This is a genomic window from Streptomyces sp. NPDC002787, assembly GCF_053592095.1.
Window position 1 is genome coordinate 165,426 of record NZ_JBSFVC010000009.1, and the last position, 17,708, is coordinate 183,133.

A 17,708-nucleotide genomic window follows, 5' to 3' on the forward strand; every position below is an offset into this window, starting at 1 on the left:
CGGCGTAGCCTGCGGGCGTGCTCACGAAGTCACCAGGGAAGGTGGGCTGGGCTTGTGCCACGCCGTCCTCCCGGTCCTGCTCCGCCCGGTTACCACGCCCCGCCGGTCGTCGCCCTCGACCGAACATGCTGATTGACCTTCAACAGCACGGGCCACGCTCGCGAATAACGAGCCTTCGTTGCAGGCCCATCGGCGCTCAATGCTTTCCTCACCTGCGACCGGCTTCACCTGGAGCGTACGAGGCTCGCCGGGCCACCGATGGCCCTGCTTTCACCCAGGGCTCCGATCACCGGCCTCCTTGCCTCTCGAGTCCAGCCGTTCTCCGGGGGGAACGCGCGGAATCGACGGATGTCCGTGCAGCAGTTGGTTACTCCCCGCCCCGAACATGGCCAAGTGGGGCGGGCTCCTCTCCGTCCTGGGGTGGAACTCGGGGGTATGGCCAACACCGTCAGGTACGTCCGCGGGGACAATTCGGCGCTGAAACTCGTCCTCTACAACCTGTGGAACTCGTGTGGCTGCTCGTGCCACAGGCCTAAGGACTTCAACGACGTTGAGATCGAGTTCCCCCACGAGGAACAAAAGCGATAAGGAGCACCCCGATGAGTGAACGAGACCACCTCGTCGAGGATCTCGTAGCTGAGGTCCTCGGTCCCCGAGAAGGGCCGATGGAGAGGCTCGGGGGTGACGAGGACCCGCTTGACGAGTACATAGTCGGTGTCCTGGCTCCGTTCTCATCCCCATCGGTCGAGGTCGACTCGGACCAGGAGCTCGTCGGCGACGAGCTCCGGGACGGTGACGACGACCTCGATCCAGGCGACTCCGTCTCAGGACATCAGCCTGTCGGCGCCGGCCTTCCGCCCCTGGTTATCGACCCCCGCGCCAGACCGTCATCGATGGGCGTGTCCCTGGCTGTCAGCGCCCCTGAGGGGCCACGCCTCGACATCTGCGGAACCTGGGCCAGGTACCGCAATGAGGCGAACGGGGAATGGCGCAGGGAGCCACATGGGGATGTCTGGCGCGACGTGGACTGTTCCGTCGACACCTCGCTGAGCGACCCCGCGGATCCAGGGGTCGTGGTGAGGGTCCGAAGCCGAAGGGATTCCCACGGCATTTGGAAGATCTCGGTGTTCGTGGTCAACCAGAGCACCGTGGAATCAGACCACCCCTCGCCGTCGGACCACGTGTTCCAGCCGCAGGTACGTCTGCGCTGTCAGAGCGGAGTTGAGCTGGTTCCACTGGAACACCAGCATTTGGCGCAGGATGAGGAGGACGAAAGCCTGGCGCTTCTTTACGAGGGCCGCCCCGTCCTTGCGCGGGGCCATCTATGCTCCGCCGTCTGGCGGCAGGTCGATCCGGAGCGCCCACATCCGGGAGGGCTGGAAGGAACTCGGCCCCCGTTCAGGTGGTCCGATGGGCGTCACCTGTTCGACGACGGGACGGTGGCCGAGTTCGAGCCGGCCGACGTCCGGTCCGAGTTCGTTCCTGTGGTTCCCGTCAACGCCCCGGACAAGGGTTGGCCATCCGACGCGGGGGATCCACCCGAGCTGGACCCGACGGAACTGGCCGAAATCACGGATGGTGCCGTAGTCCGCCAAAGACTGGAGCCGCTCGCGGACGCATACGAACGCTGGATCGAGGGCCAGGTCCGCGGGGTGGGAGACCATGCGCCAGGTACGGCGGCCCATCGACACCTCTCCGGGTGCCGACGCGCGCTCGATCGGATCCGAGACGGCATAGAGCTGTTGGCAGGCGACCGCGACGCCCTCCTCGCGTTCTGCTTCGCCAACCGTGCGATCGCCCTTCAGTCGCAGTGGACCAAGGGGAAGGCCAACCGCTGGTGGCCCTTCCAGCTCGCGTTCCAGCTGGTCAACCTACGGGGGATCGTCGACGACACCCATGAGGACCGCGAGGTGTGTGACCTGCTGTGGTTCCCGACCGGCGGAGGCAAGACCGAGGCATACCTCGGACTTGCTGGATTCACTCTCGCGTTTCGGCGGCTCCGTGCCCAGCACGAGCAGGAGCCCGGGGGAGGAGCAGGAGTGACCGTCCTCTCCCGGTACACACTGCGGCTCCTCACGATCCAGCAGTACCGGAGGGCGCTCGCGATGGTGACCGCGTGCGAGTACCTCAGGGTCAGTGGCTCGGCCGGGCAGCGTGGCTGGCGGCCCTCCGGGTGGGAGGATCTCGGTGACGTGCCGTGGGGCTCCACCAGGTTCTCGGTCGGGCTGTGGGTGGGTGGCAACGTGACCCCGAACAACCTGCAGGACTTCGAATACCGCGACGCGAACAACAGGATCGTCAAGAGGCACGGAGCCATCTCGATTCTGGAGGGGGCGGAGGGCGAGGGCGATCCGGCCCAAATCCTGAACTGTCCGGCCTGCAGGTCTACGTTGGCCCTTCCCCCGGAGGGCCTGCGCGAAGGCGACACGGGTGTGCTGCACCTCGTGGTGGGCGACCCTGATCCCGCTCTGGGCCCGGACGTGGCACCGCAGCTGTCGGAAGAACCGTTCGACGTGACCGCGGTCACGGTCACCCGTCATCCGGACCCGTCGTTCGTGACCGTGTCCGTTCGGTTCCGCGCCACTGCGGACGTGTCTGACCAGAGCATCGACAAGTGGTTCGACGGGCATGTGCGTCGTCTACTCGGTTCCAGATCCTGGCTCGTCTCAGCACGTGCGAGCCGACCGGGGTACTTCGTGCGGACAGTCGAGTGGGGCAAGCGACGAAGCGAGAAGCCCGTCGAGTTCGAGATCTTCTGTCCGCACCCGGAGTGTCCACTCAACTCCGACCTGGCCTGGTCCGAGACGACCGAGGTCGGTGCCTGGCCTGTGCCGCCGGCTTTCGACCGGGGTGACGGTTCCTCGACGCACTGCCCTGTCCCGGCGTGGACGGTGGACGAGCAGGTCTATGCCAGGTGCCCGTCGATGGTGGTGGCGACGGTGGACAAGTTCGCCCGTCTGGCGTTCGAACCGAGAGCCGGCGCTCTGTTCGGTAACGTCGACAGGCTCAACGAGCACTTGGGCTACTACCGGGCCTGGGCACCTCCGCTGGGGCCGGCGACCCTCCCACCAAACGCCCGTGAGGAGGTGACAGCCGGAAAGAACGTTCCGGTCAGTGGATTCCGCCCACCCGACCTCGTGCTGCAGGACGAACTGCATCTCATCGAAGGTCCTCTGGGCAGTATGGTCGGCCTCTACGAGGCTGGCATCGACCTCCTCTCCACAGTGCACGACGGCGAGAACACCGTCCGGCCCAAGTACGTCGCCTCCACCGCGACCGTCCGGAGGGCGGAGGAACAGGTCCGTTCGCTGTTCGACCGGAGCCTGCAGGTTTTCCCTCCGCAGGGACTTCGCGCAGAGGAGACGTTCTTCTCCTCGACCGGCTCCTCCCATCCACTCGACGCACAGGGGGCGGGCCGTCTGCACGTCGGAGTGATCGGCCCCGGCCGCGGAGCGCAGACACCCATCGTCAGGATGTGGTCGCGTCTACTCCAGGCACCCCGCGACCGACTCGACGCCGGCGTCGCGCGGGACGAGCTGGATCCGTTCTGGACGCTCGTGGGCTACTTCAACGCCATCCGCGAACTCGCCGGAGCCGTTGCGCTGGCCCGTCAGGACATTCCCCAACGTCTGGGGAGCGTTGCCGCGTCGCCTCGTACTCTGGACGAGCAGGAACCGATGGAGCTGTCCAGCCGTACCAGTTCCCTACGGCTCCCGGGCATGCTCGAGGAGCTGGGGGTCCGGCTGGCGCCTGGCCGGGAACCTGCGAACGCGGTCGTCGCCACCTCGATGTTCGGCACGGGTGTCGACGTGGACAGACTTGGACTCATGGTCGTACACGGGCAGCCGAAGACCACCTCCTCCTACATCCAGGCCACCGGTCGTGTTGGCCGTGGTGTCGGCGGTCTCGTCGTCACCTTCTACCGGGCCTCGCGCCCTCGGGACCTCAGCCACTACGAGTACTTCACCGGATACCACACCACGCTCTACCGCCACGTTGAGCCCGTCACGGTCAACCCCTTCGCGCCCCGGGCAAGGGACAGGGCGCTCGGCCCGGTCATGGTGAGTGTCCTCCGTCAGGCAGCGAGCGTTCCGACCACGACGGGTTCCGTGGAAGTAGACCAGCGGTGGCGGATCCAACAGCGGCTCAGCAACGGGGGCTGGTTCTGCCGTGCCCACGAGATGAGCAATGCTCACCTGGACCCCGAGGTGGACGTTCTCCCCGGAATCCTCGAGGAACGTGCCGCCCATCAGCCTGCCCTCCGCCGCCCACCGACCTCGGATACGGAGAACCACGCCCGCTCGGAGTTGGAACGTTGGCGACAGGTTGCTGATCGCGTAGGTAGTGCCTTGCTGTACAACGAGCCAACGGTCACGCGTTCGGCCTCTCGGCCGGTCGTCCTCGGTGACCTCGCGCACCTCGTTGCGAACACCGGTGAGGCCTACGAGAACGCACCGAACTCGCTGCGTGAGGTGGAGGCCACCACCACTGTCAAGGGAAGGGGATGAATCGTGAGCCGTCCCTACCAGGAGATCCGCCCGTCCCAGTTCGTCATCACCCTCGGCCCTGGAAGCATTCTCGAGACCGGATCCGGGCCGGTCGTACTGAAGACGGTTGACACACTCTTCAACGAGATCGGCCGTCAGCCCCAGGACTTCGAGATCGTCGACGAACGGCTCTCACGCCTCGAGCTGGACGGTGCGCGTATCGCTCGTGTGCCCACCAACGCCGAACTCGGACTTCCCTCTGACAGAACGATCTACCCCACTCACGCGTTTCCTTTCTGGTCCCTGTGCACGCAGCACCGACCGCACCAAGTGCTGTATGCGGCCGATAGCGGCTGCCCCGAGTGCCCGTCTGTGTCGCCGCAGCAGCGTCGGGAGAAGGCGGGGCGTGAGGCGATCCGTTTCGTACAGGCTTGCGAAAACGGTCACTTGGACGAGGTCCATTGGCACGGACTCGTACACGAGGGTGGAGGATGTGACACGAAGCACTATCTGTGGCACGGGGGTGGCCGCGCCCTCCGGCTCGTCCGCATTGAGTGTCCCCGTTGCCATGCGACCGCCAACTTCGGCCAGGCGTACGCCAAGTCCTGGCGGTGTAGTGGCCGCATCGTGGAGCACGGGGGGCGCCCGGCGACGGCACGGTGTGTGAAGAAAGCCCGTATCGTCCAGCGAGGGGCTGCCAACCTGCGGCTCAGCCTGCTCCAGAGCGCGCTGACGATCGTGGATATGCCGACCAGGCTTCATGACATCCTCAGCGATCGATCCCTTATGGGGGCAGTCGGTGCACTGCATCCCCTTGGTCTCCTCGACCAGGTGGCACTCATGGCTGGGGCTGAACGGGCCGGGCTTCCCCCGGACGCGATCGAGTACCTGAAACAGACACCTTGGTCTGAGATCAGCAAGGCGGTTGACCAACTACTGGAGGTTGGCAACGCGGCCTCGTCGTCACTACGTGACGACGAACTCGACCGCCTACGCCAGGCAGCGACCTGTGGTGTTCCGGCAGTGCCCCACCCGCATCCGGGCTCTCCTCCTCTGTTCGAGGTCCGCCAAGACGACGTGCGCCTCGTACAGGGGCCCGATCACCGTCACAGGCTGCGAGTAGCACCCGTCAGCCGTCTCCGCATGGTCATGGTCCAGACCGGTTACCAGCGGTTGGACCCGCAGAAGGCTGAGAAGGTGTCGACCGCCTTCGACTGGAACGGCACCGCCTGGTACCCAGGCATCGAGCTCTTCGGTGAGGGCGTCTTCATTGATCTTGCGGGCCACTCGCTCACCCTGGGAGGCAGCAGGGCCAACCAGTGGAACGAACGGTTCAGGAGTGATCCACACGGTGATCTGTCACTTCACCCCGCACACGTCTGGTGGCACACCCTCTCCCACCGCCTTCTCCGGGCGCTGTCAGTGGACTCCGGATACTCGTCCGCAGCGATCCGTGAGCGGGTCTATCTCAGCGTGCAGGACGGCAGCGTCACGGGCAGTGGACTTCTCCTCTACACGGTTCAACCTGGTGGAGACGGCACCCTTGGAGGACTGGTCGCCCTCGTCAACCGGTTCGAGCACGTTCTTTCGCACGCGCTGCGAGACGTCGACAGCTGCTCGAACGACCCGCTGTGTCAGGAAGCGCCGTCGGTGGGGGCAGAGGGAGTTGCATGCTACTCGTGTCTCCTGGCGTCGGAGACCTCGTGTGAACATCGCAACCAGGGGTTGGACCGCCTTCTCCTCGCTGAGAACCTGCCGTGACCTGCTGATCGGCTGGGGCCGGTGTCACCTGACCGCTTCTGCTTGGCTGACGGACAGCCGACGCAGAAGCGGTATGCGGTCGGGCTATGTGCGGCTCTGGGTGCTTGACCAGTAGCGGGAGTACTGCTTGTACGCGAGTTGTCCGCTGAACCGGATGTTGTCCTCGACGTCCACAACCAGGCAGTTCTCTGTTCCACCGAACCGTTGTCCGCGCATGCCCCGACCGATCATCTGCTCGTACAGAACCGGACTGGTCGTGGGGCGACCGACCACAAGGGCTCGCACCGCCGGAGCGTCGAAACCGGTCGTGAGCACACCGTAGTTACAGAGGACGGACAAGTGTTTGTCGCGGAACTGTTCAATGAGTGCGCGCCGCGTCGCAGTGCGTGTGTTGGACGTGACGACCTCCGCAGCTCGGCCGGCCCGCCGCAGTAGGACAGCCATTGCTATGGCGTGTTCCACTGTGCAGCCGAAGAACAGCGTCGGCCAGTCCGGCGGCAGTTCCAACAGTTGCTTCAGCAGGGCACGGTTCCTCGCGTCGGATTCGCTGACCTGCTGGAGAAAGTCAGGGTGAAAGTCCTCGAACTGAGCGAAGTAAGCTCGGTATTTTTCGACGTCCTCCATCGGAAACGCAGGACTGGCATAGGAGAGCACCTTGTGCTCAGGCCGTGACAGGACATCTCTCCGACGGAGCTCGGACACGATGTCGTCTCCCAGGGAGCGGGAACTGAGAAGCTTGCTGTGGAACCTCGCCGCCAGCTGGCGAGTCTCGGCGTCGACCCTGCGAAAGGGTGTGGCTGTCAGCCCGATGAGGGGCACCGGGGCCTTCTGCCCGAGTTCGATCCCAAGGAAACGCAGGATTCTGCTGTAGCTGGGAGCCAGCATTCGGTGCGCCTCGTCCACAACCACCGCGCCCAGGGTCTCGCGTAGCAGCTCGAGTTCCTGTCGCACGTCGTCGTTGGTACTTCCAAGAACCGCGTCAAGCTTCTGGATGCTGGCCACCACGACGTCGGGGTCGCTCGGAAGCGAGCGGCTCCCCCACAGTCGGGCAATCTCCATGGTGTGCCGTACCTGGTCATTACGGTGCCCGAGGTCTGTCCACACCTCACGGAACGCCTGGACGGCCTGCTCGCACAGCTCTTCACTCTGGGCGATCCATAGAACGGTCTGACGGCCTTGCTGGGAGATGCGCCACTCGATGAGGCTCTCCACCGCAGTCCTGGTCTTGCCAGCTCCGGTCGGTAGGGTCAGAACACCACGGTTGGCGCCCGGTGCCCCTGAGAGCACCTCGATCATCTGCTCCTTGAGGTCCTCTTGGAAATCCTCCAAGTCTCGGAGAGGTACAAAGGGAGCAACTTCCAGGGTGTCCGGCTCCCGTGTACTCCCCGGCAGGCCGGCAAAGGCAGGCGGAATATCCAGGACTCGCACGAAGTGGCGAGGCCAGCTCTTACCCGGCCTCCACGTGCGCTCCGCGATCTTCTTGGCTTTCGCTCTGCTCCCGCCACGGCTGCGTTCGCCACCTCGGTAGTCGTGCAGCTTCTCCAGCTCGTCCTCTGATGCGGAAAGCGCAAGCCGTTCCCGTAGCATCCTGGACTCGAGAAGACCGAAGCCCGACCTGTCCACCAGGAACTCGGCAAGCTCGTCGTCGGGAAGCCTTGACCGCAGTCTTCCGGAATGGGTCTCGACCGCCGCGATGATCCCCTCCACCGACTTATTGGAGCGAGATCTTCCTCCGCTCTCAAGGTCCTTGATCACCGCCCGCAGATCCCGTGGGTCGAGACGCCGACTCAGTACTTGGATTGCCTGGGAGCGGTCCTGCGCGCTCAACTGGCCGAAGGCTTCCACCGAACGCTGTCTCCTGGAACCAACTCGGAGCCGACTGTGCTGGTCGTTCACAGACGGTCAATCGGGGCAGTGGGGGGTGTGTAAGTCTCTCACGGTCAGACCGTTCTTTCCTCCGGGCGCACGTCTCTTGACCACATGTCAAGCCACCCTGGCGGATTTGTTCGTCACCGAGCCATTTTCAACCTCGCCGAGCGCGCCAGACGGGCCGACCGTCACCATGGAGCCATGCATGAGGCACCAACAGACCACTCGGACGCGGACGCGCCCCATGCTCAGGCGGCTTGCTGCCAGAGGCCGAAGGGCCGAGCCTATTCCGCAAAGTCGCGGCACTCCGTGGCCCGCCTCATGCGGTTCATGATGCGGGCTGGGGAACTTCTCACGCACGGCGGAGGCCATGACGTATCTCTTCCTCGATAGCGCGAGCGATCTCTGGCCACGGTGCGCGCAGGACGCTGACGAGCGACCAGTAGCTGTGCATCTCCCGGACCAGGGCTCCGACGCCAAGGCGTGCGGCGTCTCGGTCGATTGCGCCTATGACCCGCCGGGTGACTCCCCCTGCGCCTCGGGCAGCTGGGATGATCCCGTGCCCGAGCAGGAGCGTGGCCGTACGGATGGCATCCAACATGGTCGGCGGCGCAGCATCGGCGAAGCTGCCGTAGATCAGTTGGTGCCAACGTTCCTGGGTGCGAGCCCACGCCAGACGCTCCAGTCCGCTGCCGAGGTCTATCGCCATGCGGCCTGGGTGTTCGGTGTTCCACAGGAGGACGATGTCGCCAAGGGTGCGGTCCAAGTGGTGGAAGCGCAGCGTGATGCCCTCGACCTGCCTCCGGTGCCACGGGGACAATTTGCCCTTGATGCTCAGGTGCCGGGCATGGAAGCCGAGTTGGGAGAGGACCGTCAGCCATCCGTCGAGAATGGCGCCGTACTCGTCCAGGCTGCCTATCCGTTGGACCCGGGAGACGTTGACAAAGGAGGTCAGAAAACCGTCCTTCAAGTGGCCGATGGCGTCGCGCTGCCCCGTGAAGCGGACGACTGGTTGGGGAAGAAACCCGCTTCGGTACGTGCGAAGTTGGCCATCCTTGAGGAGTGGGTCGAGTGCCTGGACCGCGGAGATGGTCAGTTCGGTCTCCCGGCCCCAGCGGAGGGGAAGGCAGGCGTCTCGTGCGGCTCCGTCCTGCGCGAAGCCACTCTCCAGGGAGCCGAGGAGTTCTCTCCATGAGGGCCGCCTACGCGGTGGTCTGTAGGGGGTAACGCGGTTCGGGTGGCGGACCTCGATGTGGCGGCCGTCGGCCGTGAACTCCCAGTGCGGGCCTAACGCAGCACGCAGCACACCCGGTATCTGCTGGGCCAAGTCGTCCCCGACCGTGCGGGTTAGCACGGCCGGGTCGCCATCATCTGGAAATGGCGGATCGGGTCGAAGCGCTGCATCCCGACAGCCTGGACCCGGCGGTAGTCGAGGTCTTCCGCCTGCTGAATCGAGTCGGCGAGCCTCCGCGCCGCCGTCTCATCGTCCTCCCGCGGGTCGACAACGGTGACCGCGCCGGTCTCGTTGCACAGTGCTGCCTGGGCGCATGTCCCTTTCCGCCAGGTGAGAGCGGCCATGGGAGTGCCAGCGCGAAGCGATTCACCGAAGACGGCGGCACCGGCCTCCACGTATGCACGGGCGTACGTATAGACGAAGACCGACGCCTCGGCGATCGCGGCGGTCTTGGCGGTGCCGCCGAGTTCCCCGACCCACTCCACGTGTTCGGCGCCAAGGAGGTGCTCGTGGAGTCGCACGTACTCCTTGTCGAAGACCGGGCCGACGATTCGGATCCGGCGGCCGAGGATCTGTGCCGCCCGCACGGCGATGTGCGGGGCCTTGTCCTCGTCGATTCGGCCGAGCCAGACGAGGTCGGTACCGGCAGTGGCTGGAGGCTCTTCCTCTTGGAGGCCGAGGTGAACGGCGAGCTCGGGGATCGGTCGGTGGTCGGCGTAGCGCTCGATCATCTCGGGCGAGTAGCAGTAGAGCCGCGACCGCCGGCCGTCGAAGGCAGTGTCCGTGTGTTGGAAGACCGGCGAGTGCTGGAACGTGGCGACGTCGCAGTCCAGCTCACTCCACATGCGGGTCCAGGCCGGAAGCGACGGGTATTCGTGGCCCACGACCAGGAGGTCGTACCCGCTGTCGCGCAGCTCGCGCTCGGCGAGCGTTCCGGGGTTGATGTCCTCCAGGCGGACCGGCTTGCGGACCCAATCATGCTCCAGGTCCGCGAGCCAGCCCGGCCCGACGAGGTGTACGTCGGCGCCTGCGGCACGGGCGCCTGTGGCGACCGCCCACAGCCATCGTTCGATTCCACCGTAGCCGGCGGGTGGAAAGGCGTAGCTACCAGGGAAGTCGCAGACGCCGACGAGCACTATGCCTCCGGTGTTCCGTCCGCCGAGATCCGGCGGAAGCCGAGGTACGGGACGAGGGATTCGGGCAGGAGGATGGAGCCGTCCTGCTGCTGGCACTGCTCAAGGAGAGCGGCCAGGGTGCGGCCGATGGGCAGGCCGGAGCCGTTGAGCGTGGCGGCGAGCTTGGGCTTGCCGCCCTCACCGCGGGTCCGGATGTTCGCCCGACGGGCCTGGAAGATGCCGAAGTTGGAGACCGAGGAAATCTCGCGGTACGTGTTCTGGCTCGGGATCCAGACTTCGATGTCGTAGGTGAGCTGGGCGGAGAAGCCCGTGTCACCGGCGGCCAGCTTGATGACGCGGTAGGCGAGGCCGAGTTCCTTCAGGCACGCCTCGGCGTGGCCGATCATCTTCTCCAGTTCGGCGTCGGCGTCGGCCGGGTCGACGATGCGGACGATCTCGACCTTGGCGAACTGGTGCTGGCGGATCAGGCCGCGGGTGTCGCGGCCGTACGAGCCCGCCTCGGACCGGAAGCACGGGGTGTGTGCGGTGAGCGCCAGCGGCAGCTCCGCCGGGGGGATGATCTCGTCGGCGTAGAGGTTGGTCAGCGGGACCTCGGCCGTCGGGATGAGGAACAGGTCCCGGTCGGCGACGCCGGTCTTGAACAGGTCCTCCTCGAACTTAGGGAGCTGGCCGGTACCGGTCATGGTCTTGCGGGTGACCAGGTAGGGAACCGAGTACTCGACGTACCCGTGCCGACGGGTGTGGAGGTCGAGGAAGAGCGTGGCCAGGGCCCGTTCCAGGGCGGCGCCGGCACCGCGGGAGACTGCGAAGCGCGGGCCGGACAGCTTCGTGGCCCTGCCGAAGTCGAGGATGCCGGTGGCCTCGCCGAGATCGACGTGGTCCTTCGGCTCGAACGGGAACGCGGGGGGCGTGCCGACACGCCGGATCTCGATGGCGAACTCCTCGGAGTCGCCGTCGGGGGCTGAGTCGTCCGGCAGGTTCGGGATGCTCAGGAGCAGATCGCGGAGCTGGGTCTCGACCTCTTCCTGGCCGGCCTCGATCTCGCGGATTTGCTCCTTCAACTCGCGGGCGCGCTCCTTGAGCTTGGTGATGTCACCGCCCTGCTTCGCGGTCTGCTGGACCTCGCTCGCCACTCGCTTGGACTCTGCCCGCAGCTCGTCGGCCGAGCGGATGTTCTGGTTGCGCCGAGAGTGGAGGGACTCCAGCTCGGACAGGTCCAGGGTGTAGCCGCGACGAGCGAGCCGACGAACCGCTTCGGCACCCATGTCGATCAGGGCGCGGGCATCATGCATGAGGAAGATCCTTCTGATCCTGCGAGTGGGATGGGGATGCGGAGTCGACGGTAGCAACCGCCGAGCCGTCCCTGTTCCGGAATACCCTCGCGCCGCTGTTGTCGAAGGCACGGCGTTCAGCGTCGACTTCAAGATCGCTCATCAGCGTCCCGATGAATTCCGGCAGCTCCTCGTCAGGGATGGCGATGGGCTCGACGTACGGGGCCTCGGAGAAGAACAGGGGTATGGCCGGGTTCGGAGTCCGTGCGCGGTGCCACAGGAGTACGGAGACCAGCAGTCCGTGAGCCACGAGGACGCGAGGGCCTGGGTGGTCCAGAGCGGCGAGGACCCCCGTGAGCATCCTGCGGATTCCCTCGCTCTGCGACTCGGTGCTGCCGGGCGGTCGCTCGTCGGCGCCGTGCCCATCGAGCCAGGCGGCGTATTCGAGGAACGGACCTCCTTCGAATTTCCCGTAGTCCAATTCGTTCAGCCGCGGTTCGGTGATCAGTTCCGGTCCAGGAACTCCCATCAACAGGTTCGCGGTCTGCTGGGCGCGGGGAAAATCGCTGGCCACCCACGTACTCACGCTATGGAGAGGCAAGCTGTTCCACCCCTTGGTCAGCGCCCGCCGGCCGTCATCATTCAGGTGGATGGGTTTGGCCGGGTCACCGTTGACCAGGTAGCGCCGGCTGTAGTCGGTTGGTCCGTGGCGAAGGACGTAAGTCGTCATAGTCGGTTCCCTGGGGTCGGCGCCGACAACCGCGTGAGGACGTCGGCCATCCGTGGTGCGCGTGGATCAGCGGTTTCGAGGTAGTAGAGGAGACCGTCCACTGCCAGGGCTCGGCACCACGGTGCGAGCACGGAGACGGGGATACGGCTAATCCGGGCGGCTGTGGCCAGGCGAGCGTCCGTGCCGTGCCCGAGCTCGTAGTACACGCTCCAGAAGGCCCAGTCGAAGGCAGCATCGCCCACCATCGGAAGGGGATCGATGAACCGCGGGTGCCCCAGCCAGTCGAAGAGCACGTTCTCGCGGTAGAGGTCCGTGTGCAGGACCGTCGCACGGCCGTGGTCTTCCTCCAAGGCCAGGACCTCGGGGAGGATCGCGTTGGCGAGGTCGTGCCATGGGCCCAGCTCGACCGCTTCCAGCCTGCGCCGCACCCGTGGGCGTATTTCTTGGTCCAGGTATGTGGCCAACCGTGTGAGGTCACGCGGTCGGCTACGGCGACGGCCTGAGGTGTGGAGGCCGTTGAGGGCGGCAGCCACTGTCTGCAGTTCCCGTGACGGCCGTTCGCCGCCGCCCGGCTGGCCGCCGATCATCTCCAGGGCCGCCGCGGCGAGATCATCCGCCACCTCGACAACGTCCGCCGTGGGACCCCCCGCCCAAAGCCGCAGAGCGGTCACCTCGTTGCGGAACCGGGTGGGATCCGCCCACACCTTGAGGAGCAGCGGACGCCCGTCGAGGGTGCCGGCCGTGGCGACCACGGAAGCGTGTCCGGCGTCGTGGTACGCGCCGAGCGTGAGCTTCCAGCGATCAGCCGCCTGGTCCAGCAGAGTGGGCACGATGTCGAGCCACCCGGAAATCTCGGGACCGTAGTGGGTGATCAGGCGCTCCCGGCACTCCGTGGTGACCTCTCCAAGCGTCCGCTGCACCATCAGCTCAGCACGATCCCGTCGGAGATCAACTCGTCAGTGAGGGTGGGGAACTCTCCGAGCGCTTCCTCTACCAGCGCCAGGACCTTGTCTACCTCGGCGTCTGGAGACGACAGACGGACAAGGACGCGCCACGGCTGGTCTAGGCGCTGTCCGGTAGCGCTCACCAGGTGGACCTCGGCGTGCTCACCGGTCGCCTCGTGCAGCCGCTCGGCGAGCCGTCGCGCGGCGATGTTGTAAAGCTTGCCCACGTGGTACACCGGGTTCTTGCCGTTGGCGCCCTCCAGGTTCATCGGCCGCAGCGGCGTGATGAGCCCGTTGACCCGGTTGCCGCGGCCGACGACGCCTTCGTCGCCGGATTCGATCGAGCTGCCGGTGTACGTGAGGTACAGCTCGTCCTTCTCCGGGACGTCACGCGCGTTGAGTCGGAACCGCGCCCCGGCATCGGGGAGCCGAAGGCCCGCGAGCCTGTGGCACTCGGCGAGCACGCTCTCCGTGTTCCGCTCGTACTCGGCCCGGCTGGCGACGAACCGCGACTTCTGCGGGACGCAGAGCACGACATCGGCCTGATCCCCGTCCCAGTAGCCCATGAGCTTGACGTCCGACCCGCACCAGGCGTGGGTGCGGGTGAACTCGCTGTCCCCGGAGAAGTGGTTCACCAGCTCGCGAACGAACGACTCGAAAATGTTCTCCGGTGCCCAACCGGTTCCCAGTGACGTGTCGTTGGACAGCCGCACCCGCCGCTCCCGCAGGTCCTCGATCGACCGCGGGTTGAACCAACGCGTCCGGTCGGGCACCTCGTCACTCGTGAGAACGGCACCCGGGCTCGAATTGCTGGTGATATTGAAGATGATGTCGAGATGGTCCGAGACCTCGGGGAGCCGCTGGTCGAAGAACGCCCGCACCTCAGCCTCCATAATCTCCTGGACAGGAATCCGCTCCCCGCCACACATGGGCGCGGCACGGCCGTTGACGAGCACCCTGACCGGGGCGGTCATCCGGCCGGCGCCATACCGCACCTCGCTGGCGCCGCCAAGGAGGGCGAGCTTGTCGAAGTTGTGATGCAGCACAGCACCGAAGCGCTCGACGGTGTGATGGCTGTAGGCGCGGGAAAGCCGCTCGGCGAGGTGGTCTGCCAGGGTGTCCGGGTGACCGAGGCCCTTCCGTTCGACGATGGTCGTCGCGTCCGGTCTGGCCATGGCGGTGTCAATGACGAGGTGACTCTTGCCGATGGTCGTGCTGGTACGAGGCATGACGAACTCCCGTTTGGGCGAAAGGTGGATGAGTGCAGGCGTCGACGCGCCTGCGCGAGCAGGGAGCGACGATTCAGCGCGGGACGCCGGCGGCGCGCATGGCTGAGACAGCCCGAGCCAGCAACGCGTAGGCAGCTGGAGCGTGGTCCTCGGCGGCAAGCAGGTGGACATCGCGCGCCGGGATGAGGTCGATGTCCTGAGGGCGACGGCGATCAAGCCAGAGCAATAGGCGCCAAGCCAGAACAGGACCGCTGAACGGCAGCCGATTCATGAGATCGATCGGGACACGGCCGGTTTTCATGCCCGTGTACAGCAAGTCACGTACGAGGTGGAACACCACGTCGGCGTAGTCGACGACGGCAGGCCCGCGGGCACTGGCCTCCCAGTCAACGACGCTCAGCTGGTGGTCGTCGACCATGAGGTGCTCGGGCTTGAGATCACCGTGGAGGTAGACGACGGGATGGGATTCAAGCGGTTGGAGGGCCTCGGCCAGCGCTGCCCACCACGGCCGTTCCCGGCAGCGAGGGGAGAGCTGGTCGAGCAGGAATTGGTACTGCGTCGCAGGGCTCCCTCGTTCATCGCTCCAGCCGGAGCCAGGTGCGAGATCGGGCGAAGATCGGTGAAGCCTGCCCGTCAGTCCAAGGACGTGATCGATGTACTCCTCGATCGCCCGGTCCGTGCTCACGCCGCATGGCACGCCCGGCACCATGCGGAACACCGACCAAGATCCAGCGTCACACCTGCCTGTGGCCAGGACTTCCGGCACCGAAAGACCCCAGTGAGCCGCACGCCGAACCGCATCCGCCTCACGGTGCCGCCGGCCCTCGGGATCAACCCCCGCGTAGACCTTGAGTAGAGAACCGCCGTCGACTGCCCGCTGCATCATGGCGTACGGCTTGACAGACGCACGGTCGAACGGACCGTACAAGGTCTCGGCCTCACGTACCGTCACGTTGCCATCGAGCACAGGTTGCCTCCTTTCCGTGGAGTCGTTCCAAGAGCTGGACGAGTGCGGAGTTATCGACGAGCTCACAGCCTCAGCCCCGACAGCAGGTTCGCGATCGACGCCGTGACGTCCTTCACGAAAGGCCCGACGTTGTGGGTCCCGGCGAGGTAGAGGCCGAAGACCGCACACACCACGGCGTGACCAGCCTTGAGCCCACCTCCCCGGCACAAGAAGACGACCACGATGCCGAGGATCAGCAGGACAGCAACTTCGACAGCCACCGCGGAGCCCCTCCGATCTCGTTCGGATATTGGAAACCGAGGCGGGTATGCGACGACCACGTCGGTGTGACCATGACAGCGGCTCGGAGGTGTGCGGAGTATCACAAGCTGTTGCCGAAGCTGCTCATCAGCAGCTCATGGCCGGTTGGTCTGACTTTTCAACATCCGCTTACACACGGGTTCATGACAGGCAGACTTAGCCTCCGGATCATGACCAGGGATGGACAGGCGGTAGGCGCGGTGGGCAAGAGTCGCCCGGGGTGGCGCCCGGACAAGCTGAGGCAGCAACGCGAAGCCCACGGCCTGACGCTGGAAGGTGCGGGCGAGCAGCTGCGCGAGGTGGCCCGGGCTGCGGGGCTCACGGTGCCGGCCGCCAACTTTCAGACGCTGTGGCAGCACGAGCAGGGTGAGGTCTATCCCGGACCGCACTACCGTCGCGCGTACTGCCTGCTGTACCGCGCGACCGAGCCGGAGCTGGGCTTCCGTAGCGCCCTGCCCGACGAGGCCAGGAAGCTCAAGTTCACAGAGTCGAGCGAATCGCACAGCGGCGCACACGTGCTGGCTGTGGAGCGCGCGTTGCTCCAGCTCGCGCCCGGTACGGAAGACACCGACGGAAGGGGCGTACAGCAGCGAATCCTCGACGCCTGGAAGCGCCGTCACACCGGGGGTGACCCGAACAAGCCGACGCTGATGATGGTCGGTGGCTACGCAGGCAGCGGGAAATCGGAGTTCGCCCGCTTCATATCTCAGCTCACCGGCTGGCCCGTCCTCGACAAGGACCCGATCACACGCCCCCTCGTTGAGCGCCTCCTCGTAGAGATGGGCAGCGAGCCGAATGACCGGCACACCGACCTCTACCGGGAGAAGGTCCGCCCGCTGGAGTACCAGTGCCTGCTGGAGACCGCGTACGCGAACGTCGACTGCGCGATCAGCACCGTACTCAGCGCACCCTTCATCGCCGAGGCCACCGATCCTCGGTGGATGCGGCGCCTGATCAACCGCTGCGAAGCGCGTGGCGTAACTGTGGCCGTCGTCTGGATTCAGTGCGACCTCGACACGATGCACGAGTACATCAGCTTCCGGTCCGCCGCCCGGGACAGCTGGAAACTCCAGAACTGGGACACGTACGCCGCCGGGATCGATCTGGAGCTGCGGCCCGTGGTGCCGCACTTGGTTGTCGACAACCGGCTTGGCTCCGCGATCTCGCTCACGGATCAAGTGCGACAGGTCTTCGGGACGGTGTTCCAGTGAGGCAGGGCATCCTTCTGTACGGGCCGCCGGCGGCAGGCAAGGACACGATCACGGCCGCGCTCAAGGAACTCGATGCGCGATATGTGCCGTTCACCCGCCTGAAGATCGGGAGCGGGAAGACCAAGGGCTACCGTATGGGCACGCCGGAGCAGCTGGCTGGCCTAGAGGCACGCGGCGATGTCATCTACCGCAACGACCGGTACGGCAACATCTACGTAGTCGACCGGGCCGGCCTCGACCAGGCCATGGAGGGCGGCAGGATTCCCGTCGTCCACCTCGGTCAGATGGTGGGGATGGAGCAGGTGACCGCCCTCTACCCAGCGCGCTGGGTGCGCGTTCTGCTGTGGTGCTCCAAGGAGACCACCGCCCGACGCTCACCGCAGCGGGGCGACACCGACACGGCTGCCCGGCTGGCCGTGTGGGACGCCACCCAAGCCGATCTTGCGGCTCATCCGCAGGCTCAGTGGGAGTTGCGCGTGGATACGGATGTGACGGCAGCCCGTGATGCCGCAGAGCGGATCGACGACTGCATCCGCGCCAGGTCACCGCGGTCCTGACAGGCCAGGACG

Annotated in this window: 13 protein-coding genes; 4 read left to right on the plus strand and 9 right to left on the minus strand. The window is 66.0% G+C overall.

What is annotated here, in order from left to right; genetic code table 11:
* Positions 1 to 599 precede the first annotated feature (599 nt).
* Both drmA and drmB read left to right on the plus strand, forming a co-directional pair.
* On the plus strand, positions 600 to 4,508 hold the full coding sequence (drmA, locus tag ACWD26_RS14830; protein ID WP_451269884.1) for a DISARM system helicase DrmA: 3,909 nt from the start codon (positions 600 to 602) through the stop codon (positions 4,506 to 4,508).
* Between the two features lie 3 nt (positions 4,509 to 4,511).
* Positions 4,512 to 6,248, plus strand: coding sequence for a DrmB family protein (gene drmB, locus ACWD26_RS14835; protein ID WP_451269886.1), 1,737 nt, complete (start codon positions 4,512 to 4,514; stop codon positions 6,246 to 6,248).
* 84 nt (positions 6,249 to 6,332) lie between these two features.
* On the opposite strand, the gene ACWD26_RS14840 is transcribed toward drmB, so the two are convergent.
* The 9 genes from ACWD26_RS14840 to ACWD26_RS14880 form a co-directional block, all read right to left on the minus strand.
* Positions 6,333 to 8,093 (minus strand): DEAD/DEAH box helicase, encoded by a 1,761-nt coding sequence (locus ACWD26_RS14840; protein ID WP_451269888.1) that lies wholly within the window; start codon positions 8,091 to 8,093, stop codon positions 6,333 to 6,335.
* A gap of 376 nt (positions 8,094 to 8,469) precedes the next feature.
* Positions 8,470 to 9,444 (minus strand): hypothetical protein, encoded by a 975-nt coding sequence (locus ACWD26_RS14845; protein WP_451269890.1) that lies wholly within the window; start codon positions 9,442 to 9,444, stop codon positions 8,470 to 8,472.
* A gap of 20 nt (positions 9,445 to 9,464) precedes the next feature.
* Complete coding sequence (locus tag ACWD26_RS14850; protein ID WP_451269892.1) at positions 9,465 to 10,487, minus strand: glycosyltransferase; 1,023 nt, start codon at positions 10,485 to 10,487, stop codon at positions 9,465 to 9,467.
* Complete coding sequence (serS, locus tag ACWD26_RS14855) at positions 10,487 to 11,779, minus strand: serine--tRNA ligase (RefSeq protein ID WP_451269894.1); 1,293 nt, start codon at positions 11,777 to 11,779, stop codon at positions 10,487 to 10,489. Before serS ends, ACWD26_RS14850 begins: the two co-directional genes overlap by 1 nt.
* Positions 11,772 to 12,488, minus strand: coding sequence for a histidine phosphatase family protein (locus ACWD26_RS14860; protein ID WP_451269896.1), 717 nt, complete (start codon positions 12,486 to 12,488; stop codon positions 11,772 to 11,774). The genes serS and ACWD26_RS14860 overlap by 8 nt, the downstream gene beginning before the upstream one ends.
* Positions 12,485 to 13,411, minus strand: a complete 927-nt coding sequence (locus ACWD26_RS14865; protein ID WP_451269898.1) for an aminoglycoside phosphotransferase family protein — start codon at positions 13,409 to 13,411, stop codon at positions 12,485 to 12,487. The genes ACWD26_RS14860 and ACWD26_RS14865 overlap by 4 nt, the downstream gene beginning before the upstream one ends.
* Positions 13,411 to 14,661, minus strand: a complete 1,251-nt coding sequence (locus tag ACWD26_RS14870) for a methionine adenosyltransferase (protein ID WP_451269900.1) — start codon at positions 14,659 to 14,661, stop codon at positions 13,411 to 13,413. The genes ACWD26_RS14865 and ACWD26_RS14870 overlap by 1 nt, the downstream gene beginning before the upstream one ends.
* Before the next feature lie 73 nt (positions 14,662 to 14,734).
* Positions 14,735 to 15,628 carry an aminoglycoside phosphotransferase family protein gene (locus tag ACWD26_RS14875; RefSeq protein ID WP_451269902.1) on the minus strand — a complete coding sequence of 298 codons (894 nt, stop codon included), beginning with the start codon at positions 15,626 to 15,628 and terminating at the stop codon, positions 14,735 to 14,737.
* Positions 15,629 to 15,690: 62 nt separating this feature from the next.
* Positions 15,691 to 15,888, minus strand: a complete 198-nt coding sequence (locus tag ACWD26_RS14880; protein WP_451269904.1) for a hypothetical protein — start codon at positions 15,886 to 15,888, stop codon at positions 15,691 to 15,693.
* A gap of 210 nt (positions 15,889 to 16,098) precedes the next feature.
* Here ACWD26_RS14880 and ACWD26_RS14885 point away from each other — a divergent pair, with 210 nt between their 5' ends.
* Both ACWD26_RS14885 and ACWD26_RS14890 read left to right on the plus strand, forming a co-directional pair.
* Positions 16,099 to 17,139, plus strand: coding sequence for an AAA family ATPase (locus tag ACWD26_RS14885; RefSeq protein ID WP_451269906.1), 1,041 nt, complete (start codon positions 16,099 to 16,101; stop codon positions 17,137 to 17,139).
* Entirely contained in the window at positions 17,136 to 17,696 is a 561-nt protein-coding gene (locus tag ACWD26_RS14890) for a guanylate kinase (RefSeq protein WP_451269908.1), read from the plus strand. Before ACWD26_RS14885 ends, ACWD26_RS14890 begins: the two co-directional genes overlap by 4 nt.
* Positions 17,697 to 17,708: the final 12 nt, after the last annotated feature.

Bases quoted from the DNA above. Each gene is read 5' to 3' on its own strand.
- ACWD26_RS14865 (WP_451269898.1), bottom strand. From the start codon at position 13,411: ATGGTGCAGCGGACGCTTGGAGAGGTCACCACGGAGTGCCGGGAGCGC.
- drmA (WP_451269884.1), top strand. From the start codon at position 600: ATGAGTGAACGAGACCACCTCGTCGAGGATCTCGTAGCTGAGGTCCTC.
- serS (WP_451269894.1), bottom strand. From the start codon at position 11,779: ATGCATGATGCCCGCGCCCTGATCGACATGGGTGCCGAAGCGGTTCGT.
- ACWD26_RS14870 (WP_451269900.1), bottom strand. From the start codon at position 14,661: ATGCCTCGTACCAGCACGACCATCGGCAAGAGTCACCTCGTCATTGAC.
- ACWD26_RS14885 (WP_451269906.1), top strand. From the start codon at position 16,099: ATGACCAGGGATGGACAGGCGGTAGGCGCGGTGGGCAAGAGTCGCCCG.
- ACWD26_RS14860 (WP_451269896.1), bottom strand. From the start codon at position 12,488: ATGACGACTTACGTCCTTCGCCACGGACCAACCGACTACAGCCGGCGC.